At 46.8% G+C, this 26,176-nt stretch carries 17 protein-coding genes; 5 read left to right on the top strand and 12 right to left on the bottom strand.

The window, feature by feature from the left end:
- The first annotated feature begins 118 nt into the window (after positions 1–118).
- Positions 119–1,285 carry a sporulation protein YhbH gene (gene yhbH / locus AC3ITG_RS09460; protein WP_053780501.1) on the top strand — a complete coding sequence of 389 codons (1,167 nt, stop codon included), beginning with the start codon at positions 119–121 and terminating at the stop codon, positions 1,283–1,285.
- On the top strand, positions 1,282–2,721 hold the full coding sequence (locus AC3ITG_RS09455; protein ID WP_413376931.1) for a SpoVR family protein: 1,440 nt from the start codon (positions 1,282–1,284) through the stop codon (positions 2,719–2,721). The genes yhbH and AC3ITG_RS09455 overlap by 4 nt, the downstream gene beginning before the upstream one ends.
- A gap of 64 nt (positions 2,722–2,785) precedes the next feature.
- On the opposite strand, the gene AC3ITG_RS09450 is transcribed toward AC3ITG_RS09455, so the two are convergent.
- The 7 genes from AC3ITG_RS09450 to AC3ITG_RS09420 all read right to left on the bottom strand — a co-directional run bounded on the left by AC3ITG_RS09450 (position 2,786) and on the right by AC3ITG_RS09420 (position 15,194).
- Positions 2,786–5,257 (bottom strand): EAL domain-containing protein, encoded by a 2,472-nt coding sequence (locus AC3ITG_RS09450; protein ID WP_489253555.1) that lies wholly within the window; start codon positions 5,255–5,257, stop codon positions 2,786–2,788.
- A gap of 303 nt (positions 5,258–5,560) precedes the next feature.
- Positions 5,561–7,222, bottom strand: a complete 1,662-nt coding sequence (locus AC3ITG_RS09445) for an ABC transporter substrate-binding protein (RefSeq protein WP_489254446.1) — start codon at positions 7,220–7,222, stop codon at positions 5,561–5,563.
- A 54-nt stretch (positions 7,223–7,276) separates the two neighbouring features.
- The gene (locus tag AC3ITG_RS09440) at positions 7,277–9,046 is read right to left on the bottom strand and encodes a sensor histidine kinase (RefSeq protein ID WP_489253554.1); all 1,770 of its coding nucleotides are present in this window, start codon (positions 9,044–9,046) and stop codon (positions 7,277–7,279) included.
- A gap of 12 nt (positions 9,047–9,058) precedes the next feature.
- Positions 9,059–10,675, bottom strand: coding sequence for a response regulator (locus tag AC3ITG_RS09435; RefSeq protein WP_489253553.1), 1,617 nt, complete (start codon positions 10,673–10,675; stop codon positions 9,059–9,061).
- A gap of 240 nt (positions 10,676–10,915) precedes the next feature.
- Positions 10,916–11,920 (bottom strand): LacI family DNA-binding transcriptional regulator, encoded by a 1,005-nt coding sequence (locus AC3ITG_RS09430; RefSeq protein WP_413376924.1) that lies wholly within the window; start codon positions 11,918–11,920, stop codon positions 10,916–10,918.
- Between the two features lie 129 nt (positions 11,921–12,049).
- On the bottom strand, positions 12,050–13,054 hold the full coding sequence (locus AC3ITG_RS09425; protein ID WP_489253552.1) for a protoglobin domain-containing protein: 1,005 nt from the start codon (positions 13,052–13,054) through the stop codon (positions 12,050–12,052).
- Positions 13,055–13,298: 244 nt separating this feature from the next.
- On the bottom strand, positions 13,299–15,194 hold the full coding sequence (locus tag AC3ITG_RS09420) for a PrkA family serine protein kinase (protein ID WP_413376920.1): 1,896 nt from the start codon (positions 15,192–15,194) through the stop codon (positions 13,299–13,301).
- 360 nt (positions 15,195–15,554) lie between these two features.
- Between AC3ITG_RS09420 and AC3ITG_RS09415 the strand changes: the two genes are divergently transcribed.
- Entirely contained in the window at positions 15,555–16,400 is an 846-nt protein-coding gene (locus tag AC3ITG_RS09415) for a DUF2161 domain-containing phosphodiesterase (RefSeq protein WP_489253551.1), read from the top strand.
- A gap of 105 nt (positions 16,401–16,505) precedes the next feature.
- On the opposite strand, the gene AC3ITG_RS09410 is transcribed toward AC3ITG_RS09415, so the two are convergent.
- From AC3ITG_RS09410 to AC3ITG_RS09400, 3 genes are all read right to left on the bottom strand, one after another.
- Positions 16,506–17,132 (bottom strand): FMN-dependent NADH-azoreductase, encoded by a 627-nt coding sequence (locus AC3ITG_RS09410; protein WP_063564259.1) that lies wholly within the window; start codon positions 17,130–17,132, stop codon positions 16,506–16,508.
- Positions 17,133–17,370: 238 nt separating this feature from the next.
- Positions 17,371–18,594, bottom strand: a complete 1,224-nt coding sequence (locus AC3ITG_RS09405) for an aminotransferase-like domain-containing protein (protein WP_489253550.1) — start codon at positions 18,592–18,594, stop codon at positions 17,371–17,373.
- 141 nt (positions 18,595–18,735) lie between these two features.
- A complete protein-coding gene (locus AC3ITG_RS09400; protein ID WP_063564257.1) occupies positions 18,736–19,392 on the bottom strand; it encodes a response regulator transcription factor in 657 nt (218 codons plus the stop codon).
- A gap of 441 nt (positions 19,393–19,833) precedes the next feature.
- Here AC3ITG_RS09400 and AC3ITG_RS09395 point away from each other — a divergent pair, with 441 nt between their 5' ends.
- Entirely contained in the window at positions 19,834–20,244 is a 411-nt protein-coding gene (locus tag AC3ITG_RS09395) for a hypothetical protein (RefSeq protein ID WP_063564256.1), read from the top strand.
- A complete protein-coding gene (locus AC3ITG_RS09390; RefSeq protein WP_489253549.1) occupies positions 20,241–21,305 on the top strand; it encodes a phosphodiester glycosidase family protein in 1,065 nt (354 codons plus the stop codon). The genes AC3ITG_RS09395 and AC3ITG_RS09390 overlap by 4 nt, the downstream gene beginning before the upstream one ends.
- A gap of 354 nt (positions 21,306–21,659) precedes the next feature.
- On the opposite strand, the gene AC3ITG_RS09385 is transcribed toward AC3ITG_RS09390, so the two are convergent.
- Both AC3ITG_RS09385 and AC3ITG_RS09380 read right to left on the bottom strand, forming a co-directional pair.
- Positions 21,660–22,676: a LacI family DNA-binding transcriptional regulator gene (locus AC3ITG_RS09385; protein WP_413376913.1), complete on the bottom strand. Its 1,017-nt coding sequence runs from the start codon at positions 22,674–22,676 to the stop codon at positions 21,660–21,662.
- A gap of 99 nt (positions 22,677–22,775) precedes the next feature.
- Positions 22,776–26,147 carry a GH36-type glycosyl hydrolase domain-containing protein gene (locus tag AC3ITG_RS09380; protein ID WP_489253548.1) on the bottom strand — a complete coding sequence of 1,124 codons (3,372 nt, stop codon included), beginning with the start codon at positions 26,145–26,147 and terminating at the stop codon, positions 22,776–22,778.
- Positions 26,148–26,176 lie beyond the last annotated feature (29 nt).

Below are 26,176 nucleotides of genomic sequence, written 5' to 3'. Positions count from 1 at the left end.
CAAACTCGCGTAATTGTATCATTTTATCTACTCATGCATCACATATCGTCCCCGCCCGTGAATATACTTAATTACCGACAGGCCAAACTGTGCCGCGTAATCAATGGGGGGTGCCTACATGTCAAATTCACACCAGCCTTACTCGTTCGTCGTATCCCGGGAAGATTGGTCGCTTCACCGCAAAGGGTACCAGGACCAGCAACGCCATCAGCAAAAGGTTAAAGATGTCATCAAGCAGAATCTGCCTGATTTGATTACTGAAGAAAACATCATTATGTCCGATGGACAACAAATCATCAAGGTACCAATCCGCAGTCTGGATGAGTACCGTTTTGTGTATAACTACCAAAAGCAAAAACATGTGGGGCAGGGAGACGGTGACAGTCAGGTCGGGGATGTCATTGGTCGTGATCCCGCTTCGAAGAAACCAGGCAAAGGTGAAAAGGCCGGAGATCAGCCCGGGCATGACATTGTTGAAGCCGAGGTGAGCATCGAGGAATTGGAAGATATGCTTTTTGCAGAACTGGAGCTTCCGGATCTGAAGCAAAAAGACAAGGATCAGATTGAGACACATACAGTGGTATTCAACGATATTCGCAAAAAGGGCATGCAATCCAATATTGACAAGAAACGCACCATATTGGAGAACTTGCGCCGCAACGCTACTACAGGCAATCCGGGTATTCACCATATCAGTCCGGATGATCTGCGTTACAAGACGTGGGAAGACAAAATCATTCCACAGTCCAATGCGGTCATTATCGCCATGATGGACACTTCCGGGTCCATGGGCTCCTTTGAGAAATATTGCGCACGCAGCTTTTTCTTCTGGATGACCCGTTTCCTCCGCCGTCAGTATGAGAAGGTCGAGATTGTTTTCCTCGCCCATCATACAGAAGCCAAGGAAGTTACCGAGGAAGAATTTTTCACGCGCGGCGAAAGTGGAGGCACCATCTGCTCCTCTGTATATATGAAGGCACTGGAAATTATTGATAGCCGTTATCCACCTTCCAGCTACAATATCTACCCTTTCCATTTCTCGGACGGGGATAACCTGACTTCGGATAATGAGCGGTGTGTCAAACTGATTGGTGAGCTGATGAAGCGCAGCAATATGTTTGGATATGGCGAGGTGAACCAGTACAACCGTAGCAGCACACTCATGTCCGCCTATCGTCATATCAAGATCGACCAGTTCATGTATTATGTGATCAAAGAAAAAGGCGAAGTGTACAAAGCTTTGCGCAGCTTTTTCCAGAAACGGGAAGGAGGCAGCGTAAGATGACAGATGAAATCCGCGACCTTGAATACGCCATTGCCGAGATTATGGAGATTGCCGATGGATTCGGCCTGGATTATTATCCGATGCGTTATGAAATATGCCCTGCCGATATCATCTATACCTTTGGAGCGTATGGTATGCCGACCCGGTTCAGTCACTGGAGCTTCGGGAAAACTTTTCATAAAATGAAGATGCAATATGATTTTGGACTCAGTAAAATTTATGAGCTCGTAATCAATTCCAACCCTTGTTACGCCTTCCTGCTGGATGGCAACTCGCTGATCCAGAACAAGCTGATCGTCGCACATGTGCTGGCTCACTGCGATTTCTTCAAAAACAATGCCCGCTTCTCCAAGTCCAATCGTAATATGGTGGAGAGCATGGCAGCGACGGCTGATCGGATCAGCAACTATGAGATGGAATATGGTACAGAGGCCGTTGAAGCGTTCATTGATGCCGTTATAGCGATTCAGGAACATGTCGATCCACAGTTGATCAAACCCCGCCATTTGGACAAACAACGTTATATGGAGATGAAAATGCGGGAGCAGCGTGGCGAGAAAACGCCAAGGCCGGAAGGTCGCTATGATGACTTGTGGTCCCTTGATGATACCCAGCCCGAGGAAACACCTACGGATGGAATACAGGTACATCACTTCCCGCCAGAACCGGAAAAGGATGTCATGTGGTTTATCCAGGAATTTTCTGAAGTGTTGACGGATTGGCAGCGGGATATTATGAGTATGATGCGTGAGGAAATGCTCTATTTCTGGCCGCAGATGGAAACGAAGATTATGAATGAAGGCTGGGCCTCCTACTGGCATCAACGTATTATACGGGAGCTGGACCTGAACAGTGAGGATACGATTGAATTTGCCAAACTGAACTCTTCTGTCGTGCAGCCATCCAAGCAAAGTTTGAATCCCTACTATTTAGGGCTGAAAATATTCGAGGATATTGAACGTCGCTGGGATAACCCGTCCCGGGAAGAAAGAGAACGTTTTGGGCGTCAACCAGGGCAGGGTCGTGCCAAAATGTTTGAGGTGCGCGAATTCGATTCCGATACCTCATTTATTCGCAATTATATGACCAAGCAATTAACCGAAGACCTCGACCTCTATGTATTCGAGAAAAAGGGCCCGGACTGGAAAATTACCGACAAGTCCTGGCAAAACATACGGGATCAGCTTGTATTTGCACGCATCAACGGTGGTTCTCCGTATCTGGTCGTTCAGGACGCCGATTACCTGCGAACAGGAGAACTCGTGCTCAAGCATCAATATGAGGGCATCGAGCTGGATCTGAAATATATGGAACGGACCCTGCCTTATCTGTACCGCCTTTGGGGGCGTACCGTCCATGTGGAAACACGGGTGGAAGATAAGCCGATCTGGTTCACATATGATGGCAAGAAGCACCACCGCAAGTTTTTATCATAAGAACAAAAAAGGCGGCAAGTCCCTGGCATATGGCGGGGACTTGCCGCTTGGCATTTCAGTGAACTTAGAGAATCGATGGAGTTCCATGCAACCGCAGTGGCACAAAAAAGTCATGCTCCACTTCGCTTGCCGGCAATGGACGACTGAAATAATATCCCTGAATTTCGCGGCAATCATTTTGCATCAGAATATCCAGCTGTCCTTTCGTCTCGATCCCTTCCGCGATCACTTCCATCTTCAGATTTTGAGCCATCGATATGATCGTGGCCACAATCGCCTGGTCACTCCGGCTCTCCGTAATATCCGTCACGAACGAACGGTCAATCTTTAACTTATGAATTGGAAAATGCTTCAAATAACTCAGCGAGCTATATCCTGTCCCGAAATCATCCAGGCTGATTTTGACTCCAAGCGCTGTAAGTTCATTGAGAATACCTGTGGATACAGATGCATCCATCATCATGCTCTCTGTAATCTCCAATTCAAGATAGCGGGCATCGAGGCCCGTCTCCGTGAGTGCATTTTTGACCTGCTCCACCAAATTGGATTGATGAAACTGCTGACTAGACAAGTTAACGGATACCGGAATGAGTGGTCCGCCACTGGCATGCCAAAGTTTCATCTGTCTGCACGCTTCGCGCAGTGTCCAGTTCCCAATCTCATAGATCAAGCCTGTCTCTTCTGCCAAAGGAATGAACACATTCGGAGACAGAACGCCCTTGTCTGGATGATTCCAGCGAATCAAAGCCTCCACGCCGATCATACGGCTGTCTTCTGTACGTATCTGGGGTTGATAATACAAGACCAGCTCATCCCGTTCCAGTGCTTTGCGCAAATACCCTTCCAGTTCAATTCGTTCATACAGCTCCGAATCCAGTTGGGCCGTGTAAAACTGAAAACCGTTCTTGCCGTTTTTCTTAACTTCATACATGGCAGAGTCTGCATGCTTCAACAACGCATCCGCTCCTGTTCCATGATACGGATACATTGCGATCCCGATGCTGGCTGTAACGTAAAAGTCATTTTCCTTTAATCGATAAGGTAGCTGAATCGCTCGAACAATCCGTTCTGCCAGTTCGGCTACCCGATCCTCATTCCCCTGCTCATTCGTAACAACCAGTGTGAATTCATCGCCTCCCATACGAGCAAGCATGACATTATCCGTCGCGTTCGGGTCTGAATCCTGGAATGCACTCATAATTCTGCTGCTCACTTCTCGAAGAAACACATCTCCAATGGAATGTCCCAGGGAGTCATTAATCATTTTGAAACGGTCAATATCCATCACCATAACCGCAAATGAACTTCCTGCTGCCCCAGAAGACGCGATCGTGCTCTCCAGCACATCATCCAGCTTGCGACGATTGGGGAGCCCGGTCAGCGGATCGTGCAGAGCCTGATGGCGGATGCTTTCCTGAGCCTGTTTCTCCTCGGTGATATCTTTGATCAGAATGTGGCTTCCCTGATGTTTACCATCAATCAGTACAGGCACTACAGCGATACTTAGATCAAGAATATTTCCCTGAACGTTTTTCATTTTTCCCATAAAATGCTGCTGCTCACGACTATCATCATCCCAAACCACATGATGCATTTCACTTGCCCAATGAATATCAACGTGCTGTGCAATCTCATCAATAGAACGATGAATGATCTCTCTTTCTTGGTACCCTGTAATACGTGTAACTGCAGCATTAATCCCCTTGATAGCCCCTTGCTTATCCACCGAAATAATGGCATCTGAATGGTTTTCGTACAGGGCCTGATACCACTGTTCATTTTCGTGAATCCGGCGATCTTTCTGAGATAAACGCTGATTAATAAAGATACCGAACAAGGTCAACCCCAATGCAATAAAAGTACCCGCTGCGATCAGATACGCGAAAAGTGAAGGTTCAATCTGCATCCTCGAACCAGCCATTGCGTCATGTGCATGATGAAATCGTGCAGCTGACATCCCTGTATAATGCATTCCCGAGATGCCCAGCCCCATAATAAGTCCGCTGCCCATTTTGTACACCCATGTATAACGTGACTGATGCTGCCGGAAGAAAAACATGAGCCATAAGGCAGCAAATGAAGCTAAAGCTGCGATCAGGATGGATAACACCACCCTGTCTGGTTCATACGTTATGGGTACCGACATGGCAGCCATTCCGATATAATGCATGCTGCTAATACCTGCGGTCATTAGCACTCCTGATATCAGGAGCTTGCTTATTTTACCTGACTGCTGACCTGCAATATTTAACGCTACACCAGATGCAATGATTGCAAGCAGAACGGATAGAAAGACCTCACCTGTGGAATAAGACACATGCATGGGAAGAACAAAAGCTAGCATGCCCACAAAATGCATGGACCAGATTCCCAAACCCATGGAGACTGCCCCGCAGGTAAGCCAGACATTCCGGGACATGCCTTTAGCCAGACTTACCCGTCCCGCAAGGTCAAGCGCTGCATAAGAAGCCAACGCTGCAATAATGTAAGATAAAATAACCAGTTCTAAGTTGTACGTTCCATGTAGGTGCTCCACTCACTTTGTCCTTTCAACCGGGAAATGCCTTGTATGTATGCAAAATGTAAAAAAAGAAGCGAGTGCACTGTCTGGATGACAGGCACTCCCTCCATATCATTTGTCTGGAGACCACCGACTTGTTATAAAGCCAAAGTCATACATCTCTAACCCGTTAATATTGATGTATATAGTCTAAACGTCCCAGACGTGGAAATCAACACTTTTTTCCAGAAAAAACGGATGTTTAATATCGCCGAATTCCCATCCACCATGCGCCTTGGAGGCGTTTATTTTCCCCTTGCCATCCTTTCCTCGCTTACCTTATTCGCCTTGGACCAGTTTCGCCTTCTTGCGAACTTCTTCGGTCATCGTCTGCTCATAACCCTTCACATCGAGCTTGTTGAATTCCTTCACATATTCACCCCAGACCTTGTTAAAGTCATCCGGGCTGGAGAGGACCAGTTTGGGCGCATATTTCTTTTGCAAATCCGTACGTTTCTGCCCATAGATATGGGCTGGGGAACCTTGATCAAAAGCAATGCTCCAAGCCGGGTACCATGGACGTTCATCCGGCGCAGCGAACAGTTGGGAGAACGTCTCCACGCCATACTTCTTCAGAATGAGCTTATCTCCATCCGTATAGGAGAATTGGGCAACTTCGGGTTGTCGTTCTACACCGACAGAATTACCGTCAGGCAGAGTCGATCCATTACCGTAACGCGGCCAGCTGTACTCAAAGTATTTGAATCCGAACGATTGACGGAACTCATCTGAGTCCGTTTTCTGGATCATTTCTGGTGAGCGCGTAAATCGCCCCTTGTCATCCACTTCGTAGGTCTCTCCTTCGATCCCCCAGTTGGACAGAATCTGATTCTCATCCGTTAACAGGTTATCGAAAAATTTGATAATACGGACTGGATCTTCTGCGCTTACGGTGATGCCAATCCCCCGATTATTAACAAAGCTCGGCGAATCAGTATACTGATCCTTGTTGTTTGCATCGTACACAATAGGCAGTGCCATATAACGCAAATCGTCGTTGCCAGCTTCCTTCAAATGGTTCATTTCCTGCCCTACCTGCCAGGCATAATCAAAGAATCCAAGCACTTTTCCATTGGTCACTTTCGCAAGATACTGGTCATAGTTGTCGACAAAGGAGGACTTATCGAACAGTCCCAATGAATTCATTTCATTCAGCTTCTGCATCCAGCGTTTGGTCTCTTCGGTCAGCCCATAGTCCCTGGCTTCCTGAGTCTGCATATCCACCATAATGGCTCCATCATTCGGATAACCTGCAAGATGCATGGCCGGGTTAGTGATCGTAAAAAATTTATCATCATACGTTAATGACAGGAATCCAGTCAATCCTTCATCTTTGTGTTTGTCAGCGTATTGTTTAATCAGAGCCATGTATTCATCCAGTGTGGTGATTTTTGGATATCCAGTCTCCTTCAATACACGCCGCTGTATCCAGAAGGCACCTTGATCCACATTCGGATTAGGCAGATAGTCTCCAACCACTGCGCTCATTGGCAGAAAATAAATGTTGCCGTCTTCCTCTTTCATCAGATTGTAGTACGGCTCATACACCCGTTTAATGTTTGGGCCATACTGATCAATCAGATCGTTGAGAGGAATAAATGCACCGGCATCCACGATTTTGTCAATAGCCCCGTCCGGCACCATCACATCCGGGTATTTATTACTCGCAATCATCGTTCCGATTTTGGTATTAATATCACCCACAAGGTATTCAATTTTGAAATTAACCCCCGTTTGTTCCTCCAGCTTTTTACCGATTGTGGTTTCATTTGTATTGATGTCCTTGCCGGAACCCGCTTTAAAATACGAGAATGTAACTTTCTCTGTGCTTACTTTGTCGCCTCCCCCTGCTCCGGCTTCCGGTTTAATCTCACTTCTTCCCCAGGAACAAGCCGTCATCATGGTTAAAGCTAATACTGCCGGCAGCCAGCGCTTCAGCATGTGGTTAACCAATATGAACACACCCTCTTTCTCCCTCGACTTATGTAAGCACTCTCATTGCGTTGGCGGATTTGATGAATCTTCAAGGGGTAAACCAATTTCCACACGTGTGCCTGCCCTGGCAGCGCTATCGATCTGAATATGGAACCGGCTATCGTAGATCAGCTTCAGACGATAGATGACATTCTGTACACCTACGCGATCACCCATTGAGTCTTCCGTTTCCACGTAAGAGAGTAGCTGCTTTCTTTTGTCCTCTGTCATACCTGCCCCGGAATCCTCCACCACACAGATCAGTTCTGTACCTGTTCGCCGAATACAAAGCCGAATTTCTCCGCCTTCCTTCAGTGGTTCGATACCATGAATGCTGGCATTTTCAACAAAAGGCAACAATGTCATCTTGGGAATGGAACAATCCGCAGCCTCTGGGTCCAGAACAATCGTATAATTCAGCTTGTGACCGAAACGATATTTCTGGATTTCAAGAAAACAGGTCACATATTCCAATTCTTCCTGTATGCTGACTTTATCCCGATTCCAGGTTAGGGCATTCCGAAAAATTTTAGCCATATGATAAATAATTCGTGCCGTCTCATCCTCATCTTTCATGAGGCTGCGCATGCGGATGGTCTCCAGCGCGTTGAACAAAAAGTGTGGATTAATCTGGCTCTGCAATGCATTTAATTGGGCATGCCGCCGCTGTAACTCCAAATTTTTATGTTGAATGTCTGCCACGTAGACGTCGTTAATCAAACGATGGATCGTCATCGTCATGCGATTGAATTCGGCTGTTAGCTGCCCAATCTCGTCCGACGATTCCGGCTGTCTGATCGGTTCAAATCGCTGATGCTTCACTTTTTCCATGTGTTTCAGTATTCGTGCCAGCCTCACGTGGATTGTACGTGTCATCCAGATAATGATCCAAGTCGGCAGAATCAGATTGATACAGGCCAGTACAACGACGAGGTGACTGGATTTGCCCAATTCCTTGTAAATCTCGGATTCATCGAACACCCCATTGATTTTCCATCCCTCCATTTCACCTGACAACGGATAGGCCATTTCGAACTCTTTCTTACTTTGTTGATCCATGACATCGCCATAATTTACGAGTTGACTAGTCCATGGAATACCAGAATCCGTCGAGTAGTCTATTTGTCCAGCCGGATTAACCAGATAGAGATTGCCCTGTACGTTAAGATTGGTGAAAATCTGGCGAATCGTCGACGGCTTCAGATCCAGTCGTACGAACTTTTCCTTCCATCCGGGCAGAGCTTCATAATAATTCAGTTTGCGTAAAATGCTGAACGTCTGCCGATTCCCTTCGGGGCCGGATCTCATTAGAAGGGGGGCGGAGTGTTCACTGTTTGCCAGCAGCCTGTATGGCTCGGACTGTCGAACCTCTTCGGTCAGAAACTCAACTCCCCCGGAAGGCAGTACACTTTCGTTATCCACATATATCGTCAAGCCTTGGAGGGAGCGGTAACCGGAGTAATAGGTATTCAGGATTTTGCGAAGATAAGAATCGTAGGCTTCGATATACTGAACCGGATTTGTGTAATTCACATCCAGCATGTCATTTAATATGCTGTCCGTATAAAAGCTTGAGGAGAAATCTGCCGCATTGCGAATTTCCCCCATAAATTGACTTCGAATCTGTTCCAATCCTTTGGAGAGGTCGGCCATTCGCTGGGATTTTACATTCGCTATGGTCACCTGATAGAAAATAACATTAGTCAGGATAACGGGTACGAGTACAAAAAAGAGATATAAGATCAGCATTTTATCGCGTAAGCGGATATTATTAAAAAAGTTGAGCTTCACGCTTTCATCTCCCTACCCTTCATCCATGATGCGATTTCGATATTCCGTAGGAGCGCATGATTCCGTTTTCTCAAATTGAGTTGCGAAATAATCACTGCTTCCGAACCCAACCCTCTCGGCAATTTCATATACTCGCATATCCGTCTGACGCAGCAGCTTCTTGGCTTCCTCCATCCGAAGCTGAAGAAGGAAGTCGTTGAAATACACGCCATACACCTTGCGGAAACGTTGCCCCAAATAGACCGGATTCATGTAAAATTTGGAGGCAATACTTCTCAAACTAATATTGCTGCTGTAGTTGGCTTCAATATAATGTTTGATTTTTGTCATAGCTCCCCTGTGATTGTACTGACGCTGTTCCGCCAGTTTACGCGCTGAATCCAGCATGAAAACCGTCAACAACTGTCTGGCTTCAGCCAACGTTCCCCGATCTGCTTGCCATGCCAAAATTGGTTTGAACGAAGGTATCTCTTTCACATTCGCCTCAGCCGATTTCAGAATCGATAGTACCGCTGAGATCAATTGGTGAATTGCTGACGTCACGGCAACAGGAGCGTAATTGGCCGTTCTCATACCGGTGAACCATTCACCCACTGCATGCTCCAACGCCTGAATCCGTTGTTCCTCCATAAGTGTCAGGAGTTCCTGCTCCTTTTCATGATCGGTATGCACCCACTGTACAGGTTCATGCTGCATGTCATCATACAGGACGATCCCGCTCTTCTCTGAAATAAATTTATAGGAAATGGCCTTCAGTGCGGTCTGATAGGCATGTCCAATGAGTAAAGGTTCATAACAAACCTTCCCGATATATATGCTTACAGAGTCATGACCCATTTCGGCGAAGCAGGATTGCATTTGCCCGGCAACCGCATGTAGATTCATTGAATAGGGGCGTAGATGTTCCGCAGTTAACAGAACTCCGATACGTTCGCCGTGCTCTTTTACATGAAGATACGAGCGATTTGCATACATCTTTCCAAGAACAGACTGCACAATCCGGCCAAAATTCTCTCCGCTCCTGGCTCCCAGCCCCTCTTCTTGAGCATTATCCGAAACCCAAAAATGTAGCGTGTTATTCTCAACCAGCAGATATGCCAGCGGGTCGCCAGCACGTGTACCCGTCAGTTCAGTCCACTGTTCAAGCGTTCCCGATTCCGATTCGCCATAGATAAACTGATCAAGTAATCTGACGTATTCCTGCTTACGTCTGGTTTGTTCAGCATGTTTGTGACGATTCAACTCCTCCGCCAGCTTGCGTAAAGTCCCTTCCAGTTCAATTTCATCAATTGGCTTCAAAATATAATCCTGTACCCCGTACCTTACGGCCTGCTGGGCATAAGCAAAATCATTATATCCGCTCACGATGATAAAATAGGGCTGTTTGCACTTGGTTAGAACCTGCTCATCACGCTCAACCGTACGCCGGATCAATTCCAGTCCATCCGTCTCCGGCATGCGTATGTCCGTAATGACAACGTCTGGCTGTAGCTCTTCAATCCGGGTACAAGCCTCATCCCCATCATTCGCCTCTCCAGCCACTTCGAACCCGCATGCTTCCCAGCGGATCAGTTTGCGGAGTCCTTTGCGTGCGTATACTTCATCATCAACCAGCAGTACCCGATGCATGACCATCACCCTTCCCATTGAATGACAATTGCAGTGCCCCTATATTCAGCAGCAAATAAAGTAAGCGGTTACATAATTTTTTTTGTATTATTCTGCCTTTTATTGTTAAGGTCTGTGTGGCAAAAAGTCAACAGCTTTTCCTGCCATCTTTGCTCAGCAACTTCTGATCCCCGTTATTTCTTAAACTGAAATGACATACCAAAAAAGCACAGCCCGTAGGCTGTGCTGGTTTGAAGACCTTTACGCTTGCACAGGTGCAGTCGTTTGACGAATCACCAGATTGGATGGCTCCGTAACGACTGGAGGAGTATATGCAGGATTCTCAATCATGGCGATCAGATATTCGATGGATTTGATTCCAATGGAATGAATGTTTTGATTAATCGTGGTCAACCCCGGTTTGAACACTTCCGCATAATATGTGTTATCAAATCCGACAACAGATACATCCTCCGGCACCCGTAAACCATGCTTCTCAATTTCGTGGATCGCACCGAAAGCAGACATATCTGAAGCACAGACAATCCCCGTAGGCTGGTCCTTCAATGCAAGCAATCGGCGAGCTGCCTTACTACCACCATCGAAAGAATAGTCACAGACCTCCAGATACACCGTTGAATATGGAATGCCGCAGACACGCAAGCCTTCCCGATATCCATCCAGTCGAAGATTCGCTACGGCAGGCCCAAGTGTACCTGAAATATAAGCAATTTTCTGGTGACCCAGTTCATGCAAATGCTTCACACTCATGGCAATGGCATTTGCATTATCCGTCGTTATGTATCCTGCCCGCTTGCCAAACAAGTCGGTATCAACGAACATCGTCGGAATCTCCGCAGTAACCAATTCCTGAATACTCTTGTTGTCTCTTCCTTCCCCGAATACAACAACGCCATCCACATTACGGCTGCGGCAATGTTTAATAAACGAGTATGTCGGATCATCAAAACGTGTAGATAAGCGAACAAGATCGTATCCGCTGTTTTCCAGCGCTGTTTTGATTCCTTCAAGCAACTCCGATACAAACGGATTGGTAAAAGGAACTGTCAACAATACACCTACCGTCCAAGAACGGCGTTTTACAAGTCCACGTGCAACCACATTCGGTTGATATTTCAATAGTTCGATGGCTATATTGACTTTTTTGCGAGTTTTGTCACTTACATCGGGATAATCGTTCAGCACTTTGGAAACGGTTGCAACAGATACGCCCGCCTCTTTGGCCACATCATGGATAGAAGCCACCTGATCACCTCAACCTCTTTCAAATCCCCTGTCTCCGGCTGCATTCACTATAACATCGGCAGGTTTGTCTACCCATTATAGCTTAAAACAGCCAGAAACGGTATCACAGCTTCCAGCCAGTATTACCGCCTATTCCTGATGATCCAATTTCCTGAGATCAAGTGCCAGTTTCTCCATAGTGGTAGCAAAAACCGCAAGCTCTTCTGAACGGGATGCCTGACGCCTTGCTCCCGAAGCAGTGTGCTCTGACTCCTGTTGAACACTGCCCAGCTTCTTCATGATCTGTGCCAGGTTCGACTGGATTTTCCCTTGAGCCTCACGGGAACTAGCCGCAAGCTTGCGAACCTCACTGGCAACCACCTCGAATCCCCGGCCAAATTCTCCTGCATGTGCAGCTTCAATGGCAGCATTCAAGCCCACTAGATGACTCTGATCCGAGATTTCACGAATGATCTCACCCATTTTGCCAATCTGATGAATCTCCTTGGTCAACTCTTCCAATAGTCCATTTGCCTGATCCTGAGAGGCTGCCGTTTCCCTGGCCACATCAGAGATCGCCTGAGCATTTTCATTCAATTCACTAATCATGCCCGTCAACTGCTGGGTAATCTGTGTGATCGCCAGCAAAGTATGCTGCTGATCTTCAGCGAGTTGATTTAATTTTTCCTTTTCCTTCTTCTCGTAGGCCTCCAATACAAGCTGTGAATCGAGGTTGAACATTTTACTAAGGGCCTGGATGACCAGATGCCAGCGTTCAGGGATGACTTGCTGGAATATGCTTGTTGCAATATCGAGGTAAACCATATACGTGCCCAGATAATAATCTTCGGACAAACCAATGCGGGAATGGACCAGTCCGATTGCAATGCGCTGTTCAATGTATGCATCATCAACTACACCATCGGTCATGGATAACCAGTATACCTTTTGAGTTTCCTTCAAACGGTCAATGGAAGAGAAGCGGGCAATTAGATCGACTAAATTCGGATAATTTCCCACATGGTTGTAGAAGTGGTCCACCACTTCGTCAACGACTTTCTCAAAAGCAGGTCGATGATCAGCAAGCAATTGCAGATCTCCGGCGGTCAATCCAATATAATCAAGTTGTTGTTGTCTTGCTATAGCAATACTCATAACTAGTTCTGTCAGCTCCTTAATAACCACAAAAAATATTAAATTGTAAATATCTGTATCGATTATAGACTAAATGACCTAATTTAACATATACCATAAGAACTAATTTGTCATGGAATTGACCTTCTTTGTCAGTTTATTAGTCTTAATTGTACATCTACCCATATAAAAAGACCCCTGACCCTGCTGTGAAGGAGCCTCACAGCAGGCGTCAGGAGCCTGATCCGGAATGGTTCGTTGCAGATCAGCGATTCAACAGACTGCCCACATAACGGAGCAGTTCATTCGCGCTGGCTGCGGTATATCCATGTTCTTCAATCAACCGCTTAATGACTTCATTCATGCGTTTCAGCTGTGTCGCATCTGGCGTCTTCGTTGAAGTTGTAATTTTGACAATGTCCTTCAAGTCAGTGAACAGCTTTTTCTCAATCGCTTCACGCAAGCGGTCATGACTGCTGTATTCGAATTTCCGCTCCTTGCGGGAATAAGCCGAGATGCGGATCAATATCTCTTCCCTGAAAGCCTTTTTGGCATTTTCGGAAATACCGATCTGCTCCTCAATCGAACGCATCAAGCGCTCATCCGGGTCCATCTCCTCATCTGTCAGTGGATCACGAATTTTGGACCAGTTGCAGAATGCCTCGATATTATCGAGGTAATTTTCGAACAGCGTTCTAGCCGACTCTTCGAACGAGTAGACAAATGCTTTCTGCACTTCCTTCTTCGCCAATTCATCATATTCTTTACGTGCGAGTGCAATAAAGTTCAGATAACGTTCTCGTTCATCTTTGGTAATCGAAGCATGCTGATCCAGACCATCTTTGATCGCCCGTAGGATATCCAGCGCGTTAATGCACTGAAGATTTTGCTTAATCAAAGCACTGGATATCCGGTTGATGACATAACGTGGATCAATGCCGGACATACCTTCATCCAAATATTCATTTTGCATCTCACGCAGATCGGCTTCTTTGTACCCTTCGACTTCTTCACCGTCATACATCCGCATTTTTTTGACCAGATCCATGCCTTGTTTCTTCGTTTCTTTCAAGCGGGTAAGTATGGAGAAAATGGCTGCAGTCCGCAGGGCATGCGGTGCAATATGGACATGCTTCATATCACTTTGCTGAATGAGCTTGCCATAAATCTTCTCTTCCTCGGAGACCTTCAGGTTATAGGGAATTGGCATGACGATCATCCGGGATTGCAAGGCTTCATTCTTTTTGTTGGAAATAAATGATTTGTACTCGGATTCATTCGTATGCGCCACAATCATCTCATCCGCACTGATCAAGGCAAATCGGCCTGCTTTAAAATTTCCTTCCTGCGTCAGCGATAACAGGTTCCACAGAAACTTCTCATCACATTTCAGCATTTCCTGAAATTCCATCAATCCACGGTTGGCCTTGTTCAATTCACCGTCAAAACGATAGGCGCGTGGATCGGACTCGGAGCCGAATTCGGTAATGGTTGAGAAGTCGATACTTCCCGTCAGATCGGCAATATCCTGGGATTTGGGATCGGATGGACTGAATGTTCCGATTCCCACCCGGTTATCCTCCGAAATGGTGACCCGTTCCACTCGCACCTTGCTGATATCACCGCCATATTCGGTCCGAAGACGCATCTGGCAGGATGGGCAGAGATTGCCCTCAATGCGGACACCGATCTCCTTTTCCACTTCGGGACGAAGCTCCAGCGGAATCAGATGCAAGGGCTCCTCATGCATTGGGCATCCGTCAATGGCGTATATAGCACCCTTCTCTGTGCGGGAGAATTGTTCAAGGCCACGTTTCAGCAGCGTTACCAGTGTTGACTTACCTCCGCTGACCGGACCCATAAGCAGCAGAATCCGTTTGCGAACATCCAGGCGGCGTGCTGCCGAGTGGAAATATTCTTCCACCAGCTTTTCAATGGAACGATCCAGCCCAAAAATCTCCTGTTCAAAAAACTTGTACCGTTTGTGCCCCCCAACTTCTTCCACGCCAAATGATTCAATCATCTGGTACACTCGTGCGTGAGCCGTCATTGCCGGAGTCGGGTCCTCTCTCAGCAGTGCAATATAATCTTCAAATGTCCCGTTCCATGATAAACGGTCACTCTCTGCCCGATGTTCCGCAACGCGTTCAAAAATATTCATGCTTGGTACCTCCCATGGCTCCTTTAGTGTGATTGTCAACCATTCCGAATGGTATGAAGAAATCAATAGAATTACGGCTTGTGCTTGAATACCAATCTTGCGGTCCGGATTAGTCCCGCCACCCTCTGTCCAAACATCATGTATTGTTGTGAAAAGTGTATTACATACCTATGCGGCAAATCGGATAAGTTGACCTCTTTTTTTCAATCTGCGGGTCTTAATTTGAGGCTTTCCCTGTTCTATCAGACATCTTGTGCGCTCAGAAAAAAAAGAACGGATATGATATAATGAAGGTTCTAAATTCAGAAAACGGGACAATAGATGGCCAGAGACGAGCCACTTCAGGGAAGGAGCAAAACGATGGCAGTAAAGTACGAAACCGAGTTATATTCGCCTGTAAAGGCTTTTTTCGAACGACGCGGCTACGACGTGAAGGCTGAAGTCAAACATTGTGACCTGGTTGGGGTCAAATCGGATCAGAATGAACCACTCATTGTGGAGATGAAAAAAACATTTAATCTGTCTCTGCTGTTACAGGGAATGCAGCGCCTGAAGCTCAGCCCCTTCGTGTATCTGGCTGTTGAGCGGAACCGTAGCAAGCGTGGTGCCGTGAACCAGCGCTGGGGCGAACTGACCGCACTGTGCAGACAACTTGGGCTAGGGCTTATCACCGTTACGTTCTACAAAACCAAATCACCTCTGATTGATGTGCTGTGCGAACCTGCTACCCAAGCTCCTATGCCTGGTAGCAGCACCGGTGTCCGTAAAGGCGGTATCCGGCGGCAACGACTGCTAAAGGAATTCGACGAGCGCAGTGGTGACTACAACACCGGAGGAAGCACACGCAGGCAGCTGGTCACCGCTTACAGAGAAAAGGCATTACGTGTGGCTTCCGCCCTTCGCGCTCAGGGAGAAGCCTCCCCCGCCTCAATCAGTAAACAGACAAGTGTGGGTTCCGCTGCGGCCATTTTGCAAAAAAACTATTATGGCTGGTTCGAGCGGCTATCCCGTGGACGATATGTGCTGACGGTTAAGGGTGTGCAGGCACTGACCGAGCATGCTCACATGCTTGAGGATAATGATATGATTGAACGGAGTATAAATGAACTAGAAATGGATTTTTCCTTGAATCAACATGACGAAAGTGAGCTAGAGCTTATTGCGGAAGTAGCGGAGCCCTACCTGATCCATGGAAGGGATGACTGAGGCAACAGGCAGCGTAGCTTTATGCAAAATGCAGATGCACATGTAGAAAAGCCCATCATCTCCAATGGAGATGATGGGCTTTTTCGTGTTTCTATATATAGGCTATTAGAAGCTTGCTGCTACTTCGGAAGCCAATTTCAGACCTGCTGCTACGATCTCTTGGGAACGGTCAGGTGAAGCATTGTGGCCTTCAACGATAACCAGTTCAGGGTTTTGGATACCCCAGAAGTTCAGTACATTTGTTACATATTTCACGGACATTTCAGCGGAAGCCATAGGCTCTACGGAGTAAACTCCGCCACGTGCGTTCAACAATGCCACTTTTTTGTCGCCTACCAGACCTACAGGGCCTTCAGCAGTGTATTTGAACATTTTTCCAGCTTGGCTCAGGTAGGAAATGTAGTTCACCAGTGGTGCTGGAACAGTGAAGTTCCACAGTGGGAATGCAAATACTACTTTGTCTGCTGCCAAGAATTGATCTTGCAATTGTGCCGCAAGTGCTGCTGCTTTTTGCTCTTCTGCAGTTGCTTCGATACCATTAGCGGCTTTGTATCCACCTGTAATTACAGTGTTGCCGTAGTAAGGAATATCTGTATTGTAGAGATCCAGTTCGGTAACTGTGTCACCTGGGTGGGATTCTTTGTATGCGCTCAAAAATGCATCGTACAATTGTACGCTGACTGCTTGATCTGCAGGACGGTCGTTTGCTTTGACAAATAAAATGTTAGACATGTTCGTTCCCCCGTTAGTTAAAATATATGAGTGCTTCTCCTGAACTTGCAATGAATGCAGCTTATATAAAGAAAACAACAACTCATTAATACATATTATATATAAAAATGTTAGTGGATGCAATAACGTAATTACTTTGGGGGTAACATATTTGCTTCCAAATCCAATGCCTGGAACTTCTGTTGTCCCAGGTTCCAGGCATGAATTTGACCATACATTCTTTCTTTCTATATCTGGTTTAGCTCCGGGCTGTAAACTCTGTTATGGATTCACTGATCAGATTCATGCCAAGGAGCAACTCATCCCGGCCGGGATGGCTGAAGTTCAACCGGATGTACCGATGATCCTGTTCACCCGTGGAGCAGAGTGAACCCGGAAGAAAGGATACTCCTTTTAACAGAGCTGCTTTGAGCAGAGCTCCGCTGTCCAATCCATCCTGCAACTGTACCCACAGATACATCCCCCCTTCAGGAATGCTGTACTGGCTCCCTTTCCAACCTGGGCGCTTCAATAATTCGAGCATAAGCTTGAGCCTGGTCTTATACTCCCGGTTCAGCATGGAGAGATGATCACTCCACTTAAAAGGAGAATGGGCGAGCAGTTGATACAACAACCGCTGATTCATGGGACTGGACTGTCCGTCTGCTATCCGTTTTACTGAGGCCATAGCCTGGATCAAGGCCGGATGTCCGGCAGCCCAACCTGTACGCAGGGCAGGTGCTACGGTTTTGCTAAACGAACCAATGTAGAGAACATGTCCACCCTGATCCGCTGTATCCAGCGCAAAGAGGGAAGGATACTTCCGGTAGAAGTCTCCCGGCTCCAATCCATCGAAATGAAGTTCACCATAGGAATCATCTTCCACGAGCAGTACACCATAACGTGAGCACAGATCAAGCACAGCCTCACGCCGTTCCATACTCCACAGCACGCCGGTTGGATTGGAAAAACTGGGTGCAGCAAAAAGCAGCTTCGGTCTCACCTGCTGCATGTGGTGCTCCAAAAGGTCAGGCAAAATGCCATCCCCATCGCCTGTGACGGGCACGATTTTGGCACCTTGCATCTCCAGAACCTCGAGACAGCCTGGAGAGGTAGGATGCTCGACCAGTACGGAATCTCCAGGCTCAAGCAACAAACGCATCACAAGATCGATGGCCTGCTGGGTCCCTGTGGTCAATAGAATCTGCTCTGGGACTGTCCGTATGCCCTTGCGAGCATTCCAATCGTTGTCCAGCCATTCTCTCAACGGTCTATACCCTGCCGGTTCACCATACTGCAATGCGGAGGGTCCAGAACTAAATACAGACACCGCTGCTTCTTCCAGCAATTTGAATGGAAACAGCTCCTCCGCAGGCAGTTCTTCTGCCAGAGAAATGAAATAATCCCGACCAGACATCTCACGTATGTCCCTCAGCGGTGATGTCAAAAGCCTGTTTGTACGGGAGGCGAAGAAATATTTCATCGGTCCGTTCCCCTTTCATCCCTAATCCGAACTGTGCTCGCAGTCCGTAGCCCCTACAACCTATTCCTGTTGGACACTGAATATGACCAGACCGGACACTTGACGAGCCATCGTACATAGGGATTCATGGAGCCATGCTCGTCAGGATACGGTTTTGGTCTGCCTCGCATATAAAGCGTAACGTTCAATCGCCTGTGCCCTGCTGCTTACATCCAGCTTGACGTATATTTTACGCAGGTAATTATCAATCGAACGTCTGCTAACGTTAATCTCACTGGCTATTTTATCATAGGTTACGCCCTGAACAATTCTTTCCATGATAAAAGTTTCGGTTTCTGTTAATTCAACAATAAGTTCTTCTGCCGGTGATTCGACGGGCTGGGCCCATTCCGAACTGGCTAACCAGGATAATGGGATGGATACACATCCCTCACGCAAGCCGGAAATCAGATGAATCAGCTGGCTAGGGGAAGCCTGTTTGGACAGCATACCACTAGCACCAAGACTGATCAGATGACGAAATAATTTTACATTGTCCTCGTCCGTTAGAATAATGATGTGACTATGAGCCGACAGATTTTTCATTTGGGATATATACTGATCCGCCTGACCCTCAGGAAGCCGATAATCCATTAAAATCAGATCGGGCTGGTGAATGTTCACCAGGTCAAGACCTTCGGACCCGGTCGAAGTCATCCCCCGTACCAACAGATCCTGCTGTTCTTCCAAAATCAATTTCGTACCCAGCATGCTGGTGGGGTGGATATCTACGATGACCACCTGCCATACTTTTTTCATTGTTGTTCCCCCTGTTATGTATTGGACAAATTCCTTTTCTACCATCAGCCATGATAATGCCTCTATCCTTGCGACAGTCCGTGTATAGAAGAAGTAAAAGTCGGATAATGTCGAAAAATAGAAAAACGCTTGATACAGCTGTAAGAACAGCTCTATTTCTACTGTATTTTGCTGTCGTCACATCAGGACTTTTGTCTTCCCAAGCGAAGAAAGATCAAAATATAGTATAAATTTCCTGCATTTCTATCTAAAAAAGTCGAAAAACTTGCCCAAAGTTCCTACTTATTGCATCTATAAGAAATTGTATCCTAGGACTTCCTTCCGATGCAATCTCTTTTTATCCTATTACTCAAAGAATTTCATTTTTGCGTAATCAATAGTGGCGTGATAGAATGAGGACTGGAAAATTTTTTGTACCTATAAATAACCAGGAGTGATGATATGAAACCTTCTGTCCAACCCTCTGACATCCATCACACCCGGAGCGCCAAAGGTAAGGCCGGATCTTCAGTCAAGCTGTTTCTGGTCATGTGGATTGTTCTCATTGCACTTGGAGTACTCGGAACCTACTATTATAGTAACCACCTCCAGCAACAGATGATTAATCAGCTTCAGACCCATAATCAACAGCAGATTGCAGCGCTCAAAGCCGACTACGAAAAGCAGCTAACAACGATATCCAAGGAAGTAGCGGACCTGCAGGGCCAGGTGCAGTCCTTTAATGAATTGCTGACTTTCACCAAGGATAATGCAAACGATAAAACCGACAACAGCAACAAATTGTATACCCAGCTGAGCGAAGTCAAAAAACAACTGGAGACACTCCAGAAAAAGATGGACCTGCTCAAATGATTACACCCGTAAAAAAGGTTAATCGTTTATTTATGCTTGCACTTGCTCCTTTTGTTGGATTGATGTTATGCATGCTGCTGATTCGTCCTCCGCTTGAACCCGGAGATTTCATTAATTCCGGTCTGGCTGAAGAGAATGTTACACCCCGGACCCAGGCAATTAGCCAGGAGCTTGCAGGGGCAAAAGAAGCTGCTGTTCAGACTTCTTCTTCTATTAAAAGAACAACACAGCTGTACAATCAGACAACGAGTACGATGTCGACGCTTGTACAGAAGGCTACGGTTCAAGCCGCTCGCCCGGAAACGATCTATAATCAACGAATCTCATCCAAGCTGGGCATTCCGTTTGAACGGATAGACAGTGATCGACTTACGATTGAACTCTATAGGGTCAATCCAGGCCCCTATAAGGGCTATGCGATGAAAATCAAGCTAAAAGACCCCACGGCCATGAAGATGGCTCTGGACAGCGAGCCAGGCCGATCTGAGACAACCATGCAGGCGGTCAAGCGCAGCGGTGCCATTGCCGGAATTAATGCCGGAGGGTTCGCCGACAGCGGCGGTAAACGGTATCCGCTGAGTACAACCGTTATGGATGGCAAGTATGTGAATGGTTTTCAGGCCAGCTTTAAGGATCTGTTTTTTGTAGGTCTTGATGATGCCGGTAAGCTGGTAGGCGGTAAATTTTTCGACAAAAGTTCCCTGGATCGCCTACAACCACAATTTGGCGCCACATTTGTACCCGTGCTCTTGCAGAATGGACAAAAAACGGTCATTCCAGCCAAATGGAAAGTTTCACCCAAGCGGGCCCCACGCACCGTGATCGGCAACTACAAGGACGATCAATTGTTGATTATCGTTGTTGACGGGTATAACGAAGGGGGCAGCTCAGGAGCCACCCTGGAAGAGCTGCAAGGACGTTTGTACAAGCTTGGCGTAGTGGACGCCTATAATCTGGATGGCGGCGGATCGTCCTCACTCATCGTGAACAACCGGGTTGTGAATAACCCTTCGGACGGGAGCCTCCGCCCGGTACCTACTCACTTTTTATTTTACAAATGATGGAGTGAAGCATTCCTTTTCTTCTTATAATGGTTATAATAGAAGTAAATGAGATTGTGCAGGAGGTGCTATGGTATGTCATTTTCACTGACATTTTGGATTATTGCAATTGTATTGGCTCTCTTCCTTACAGGCATTCTCACTTCATCCTACAACAATGACAAAACCAAGGGCCTTTAAAGGGCCAAGCCTCTCCTGGTGAGAGGTTTTTTCATTTTATAATGGGTCAAATAAACAAGCTAAACAAGAGACAAGGCTTAAAAGAATGCTTCAATTCTTCTAAGCCTTGTCTCTTGCTTGCTGTACAGTCGTCGTTTGACACAACATCCATGGAATGAAGAAGGGGCAGCGTCGTCAATAGCTAACCGCCTTTTCACCCTGGGCTTGCGCAAGATATTCTGACTGAACCTGGCTGTTTACCGACCCGCCCTCCACCAGTGTCACGTAGATGCGTTCATGATCGACTGGCTCTCCAGCAATAATCTTGATTAATTGTTCGGCTGCAAGTGCGCCCCATTTTCGTTTGGAATAATCAATCGTGACCAGTCTTGGCTGCACATATTTGCTAAGTTCAATATTATCAAATCCGATAATATCAATCTCCTGACCAATGTTTAACTCGCTATCAGCGAGCCGGTCACACATCCCAATCGCCATCTCGTCATTGAGACAAAATACCCCAACTGGTTCAGTATATTCCTGAATAATACGTTCAGCTGCCCGTTCTCCGCCACTCTTCTCGAAATCTCCTGTGATCTCAATCCATTCCACATTCGCTTCCCGCTCCGATACTTGCCTCACAGCCTTCAACCGCTGAGCCGAGTCAAAGGAACCTTCAGGACCTGTCACGACATAAATCTTCGTGTGTCCCTGTTCAATCAAATGCTCCATCGCAAGGGTTGCTCCTGCCTTGTTATCCAGCAGAACCTGATTAATATTGGGGTGATCCAGTTCCCGGTCAAGAACGACAATCTTGTGTCCTCTGTCCGCATATTGTAATAGTTCCTTGCTCGCAAATGTATGATCCAGAATGACAGCACCATCAATCATTCGCTCCGGAAGCATTCGATGAGATTGTTTCCCGCTGCACACAATCAGGTCGTACCCTTGCGCGTTACATACAGATTTCATACCACTAAGCAAGTCCCCATATACATCCCCGCTAAAATCCGTCAGAAATACACCCAGAATTTTGGATTCTCTCTTCTTCAATGTTCTGGCAGCAGCATTGGGAACATAGTTCAGCTCTTTGGCGATAGCCAAAATTTTGGAACGGGTCTCATCTGTCACTTTGTTGCTACCATTCAGAGCATATGACACGGTAGAGATCGAAACTCCCGCCTGTTTGGCGATATCCTTGATACTGACCACATTCTTCGCTCCCCTGTTATGTTCATCAGGCCCTTCGAAATCGAAGGACCTGACATCTAAAATATTTATACTTGATAAAATGGACTAACGTTTACACGATTAACTGTAAATCTCAATCACGTTATTCTCGCTCAGGCTCTGTTCAAGCTCCTTGCGTGAAATAAGCAGTCCACCAAGACGATAAGGTTGTTGCAGCCTAGTCGCATCCAGTTCCTTGCCATTCAGAACAATACGTTGTACGGCCTCTCCGCTGAGATGATAGACGAAGGTTACTTTTTTGCCGGCAAATTGGAAATCAAAATGCAAGCCATCCAAGCTGACAGGTAACACAGGGTCCAGAACCAGATCTTCTTCCTCCTGACGAATACCCAGGGCGTTCGAAATGAGCTGATTCATGTAGATTCCCGGTCCACTGGAGTAGATTCTCCAGCCACCCTTCACCTGCACATCGCCGGTGCGAAGCTTATCGAACTGCTCCTGCGCTGCATAACGGTTGTTGAATTTCCCGTCAGAGCTGCTGAAGTAGGCATTACTCTGGCGTAGATCTGCGTTAGGAACAGCTTCCTGAATACCCACTGGATTGATAATGCCTAGGCCATTCCAGACCTCATCCGGGTTGCCCAGCTTCGCCATGGCTTCAATATAGCGGATGTGAGCATGAACATATTGCAAGCCCACTTCACGTCCGAAGTTGGATGCCTGCTCTGCACGTTTGAAATGAGTGCTGACGCCGCCATCATACTGTGCTGGACGATTCATCAATCTAACGCCATCAGGGCAGTACAGCTTGTCCTTGATCAGTTCATAATGGGATTGGGCTTGCTCAGGCTCCAGCAACTCGGCAATCATGCTGCGTGTCATGGGCAGCAAACGGTACTGAATACCTGTCTCGCTGTCATCCGGATGCAGCATGCGCTTCGCTTGTGCCGGATCTTCCATATATACAAAGCCTGGAATCACATCGGTATCCAGCATGTACTTGCTGAAGTCCTTTTTCACACCCGCTGCCATATCGCTTAATTCGGAAGAAAGCTCCGGTTTCACAGGCGCGAGCGCTCTGGATAGCTGCTTCAACGTTTGATAGGTGAGCGCTACTGTCCAGCTGCTGACCATATATTGCTTCAATTGAGCATTGGCAGGCTGTAATGTATCGTCCCAGTCCCCGTCACCATATGAGGAGAGGAATGTATCATGCAGGAAATGGCTGCGGATATACTCCAGTTCTTTCTGGGCATGCTCCAGCACGCTGGCTGTCTGATCAGTAAAGTCAAAACCATGTTTTACGGTATAAGGTACTTCCTCATTCAGAATCGAATAATCCTTGGTAGCAATCAGATAATCACTTAGCACTTTAAGAGGCCAAACAATAATGTCACCATGGCTTTCTTCCTGCTGAACCTTGAAATACCGATCGAACATGAACCATTGCGGCCAGTTGCCGTCATCCTCATACTGATGCGAATATACCGCCTTCAGAATGTCGCGAACCTGCTCATACTTTTGTGTAGCCATAAAGTATTCGACCGGACCCTGGCAGACATCCCGTGTTCCCCAAGCTGCACCGCCATATTGCTCCAGTCCGTGAGGAACAGAGTAATGCACCAGCATATTGTGGGTGTACCACCATGCAAGAGCATTCACTTTGAACAACTCGTCTGCTCCTTGCTTCTGAGGTTGGGACAAATGGAATCCATTCATCACTTCTGCATAGAAGGTACGATAAGCTGCCACTTCCTCTTCGAAGCTGCGTGTCGAGGATGCAGTCTGTCCTCCTTCCAACAGACCTTGAATGGTCAATGTCCATTCAGCGCTGCTGTCCAGCCGTAAAGTCGTCAGTGAGTCGTCGCCTGCGTTTACTCCACTAGCCAACTCAGTCTCATCGCCAACCTTCACTCCTGCTCCGCTTACCCGCATGCGGTACTCCAGATTAGGATATACTTCGGCACTGAGGGAGCTGTGATCTGCCTTGAAGATCAATTCACCATTCTGCTCGGAAACATGAACAGGAAGTTCATATTCATTCACATTCATCGTAATCTGATTGGTAATCAGGTATCGATAAGCTATTCCTTTTTCCGACTTCACATGAAGATGTACTTCAGGAGTATCCAAAGTTGTATAATTCGTGATGATCAGCGTATCCTCAGCTGTTTTGTAATACCAGCGAACATAGTTGAAGCCCATTTCAAACAGGGAAGGCATCGTGAGTAGGCGGAAGATTCCCTCAACCTCGACGTAGATCCGCTGACCGGATGATTTGGGTATGTTGAGTGCACTACGTGCATTGCTCATCATTTTATTGAAGTTCGTATTCCCCACAACCACATGGGAATTGAAAATACCATACATATAGGAAGACGTAGTGATTACGTTCTGACCCAGCTTCACATTGTTGCCACTCATCAGAATGTGTCCATGCGGACGTTCCACGCGCATTTCCTTTTCCTTCAGCACAATATGCTCATACGTATCTGTAAAGAACGCCAGCAATTCACCATCCGCGCGCTCTTCCTGATGTCTCTTCGAACCCGGGAAGAGGGAGTTCACTTCTTCTTCTGTCATCGATAAAGTAGGTAAGGGTTCACCCATTACCGAATGGAGAGATACTTTTGGGAATACGTTGGATACTGCCTGTACCATGCTTGTATTCTCTTGACGCTTCGCTTCATACTCGTCCCAAGCCTGTTGGACAACATCCTGGTATTCGAGTTCCTTCACTGCTTCAGCGTGATTGGCCTGAAAGAGTCCATAGAACACAAAGCGAGCTTCGCCACTCAACACCACTTTTTCGGACTGCAGGGCTGTGTATGCAAATTCATACTGGTACACTTCATTCGCAAGTGTTGGCTTGCTCAGACTTTCAGGGACATTCGTTTCCTTGTAACTCAAGCCAAAGAACTGAAATCCATCTGTGGAGTAACCTGCTGCATGGGTTAATGAACCCTGTTGAAGATAAGGAAAAGCCCCACCCTGCGGTTGATTCTGCCGTGAAGCTACGATATATCCCAGCTTTGAATCCTCAAATACAGCATGGTCAATGTATTGCGACAAGTAAGCCTCATTGCTGCGTACCGCACCTGGATCCGCATTGCCGACATCCTGGCCGTAGACCACGTCGACCTCTTCTCCATTACCGTTTACGGTTACATCCCAGAACCATACACCTTGTGTTGTTGGAGCAAATACAACCTGATAACCTACGCCCTCAGCGGTACCTGTCCATACCATACGACTGCCGTCGGTGCTCACCTGACTGTCGGAGTGAATGCCAAGCATTGGAACAAAACGGATACCGGAATCACTGTGAAACCGCAAGTACAGATTGTTCATGGAGCCGTCCACCGGACTAGCCATCCACTGATTAATCATCGTTGTTCCACTTACGGCCTTGAACAAATCACCGCTTTCCCAGAACGTAAAGCACAGATCGCCGGATTGTACGTTGATTTGAGATTTATTCATGGTCTTCATATATCTATTCATATCCTCCTTCATTTATC

Source organism: Paenibacillus sp. GL_099_B, assembly GCF_057835695.1.
This window is presented reverse-complemented; position numbering and strand designations above follow the sequence as displayed.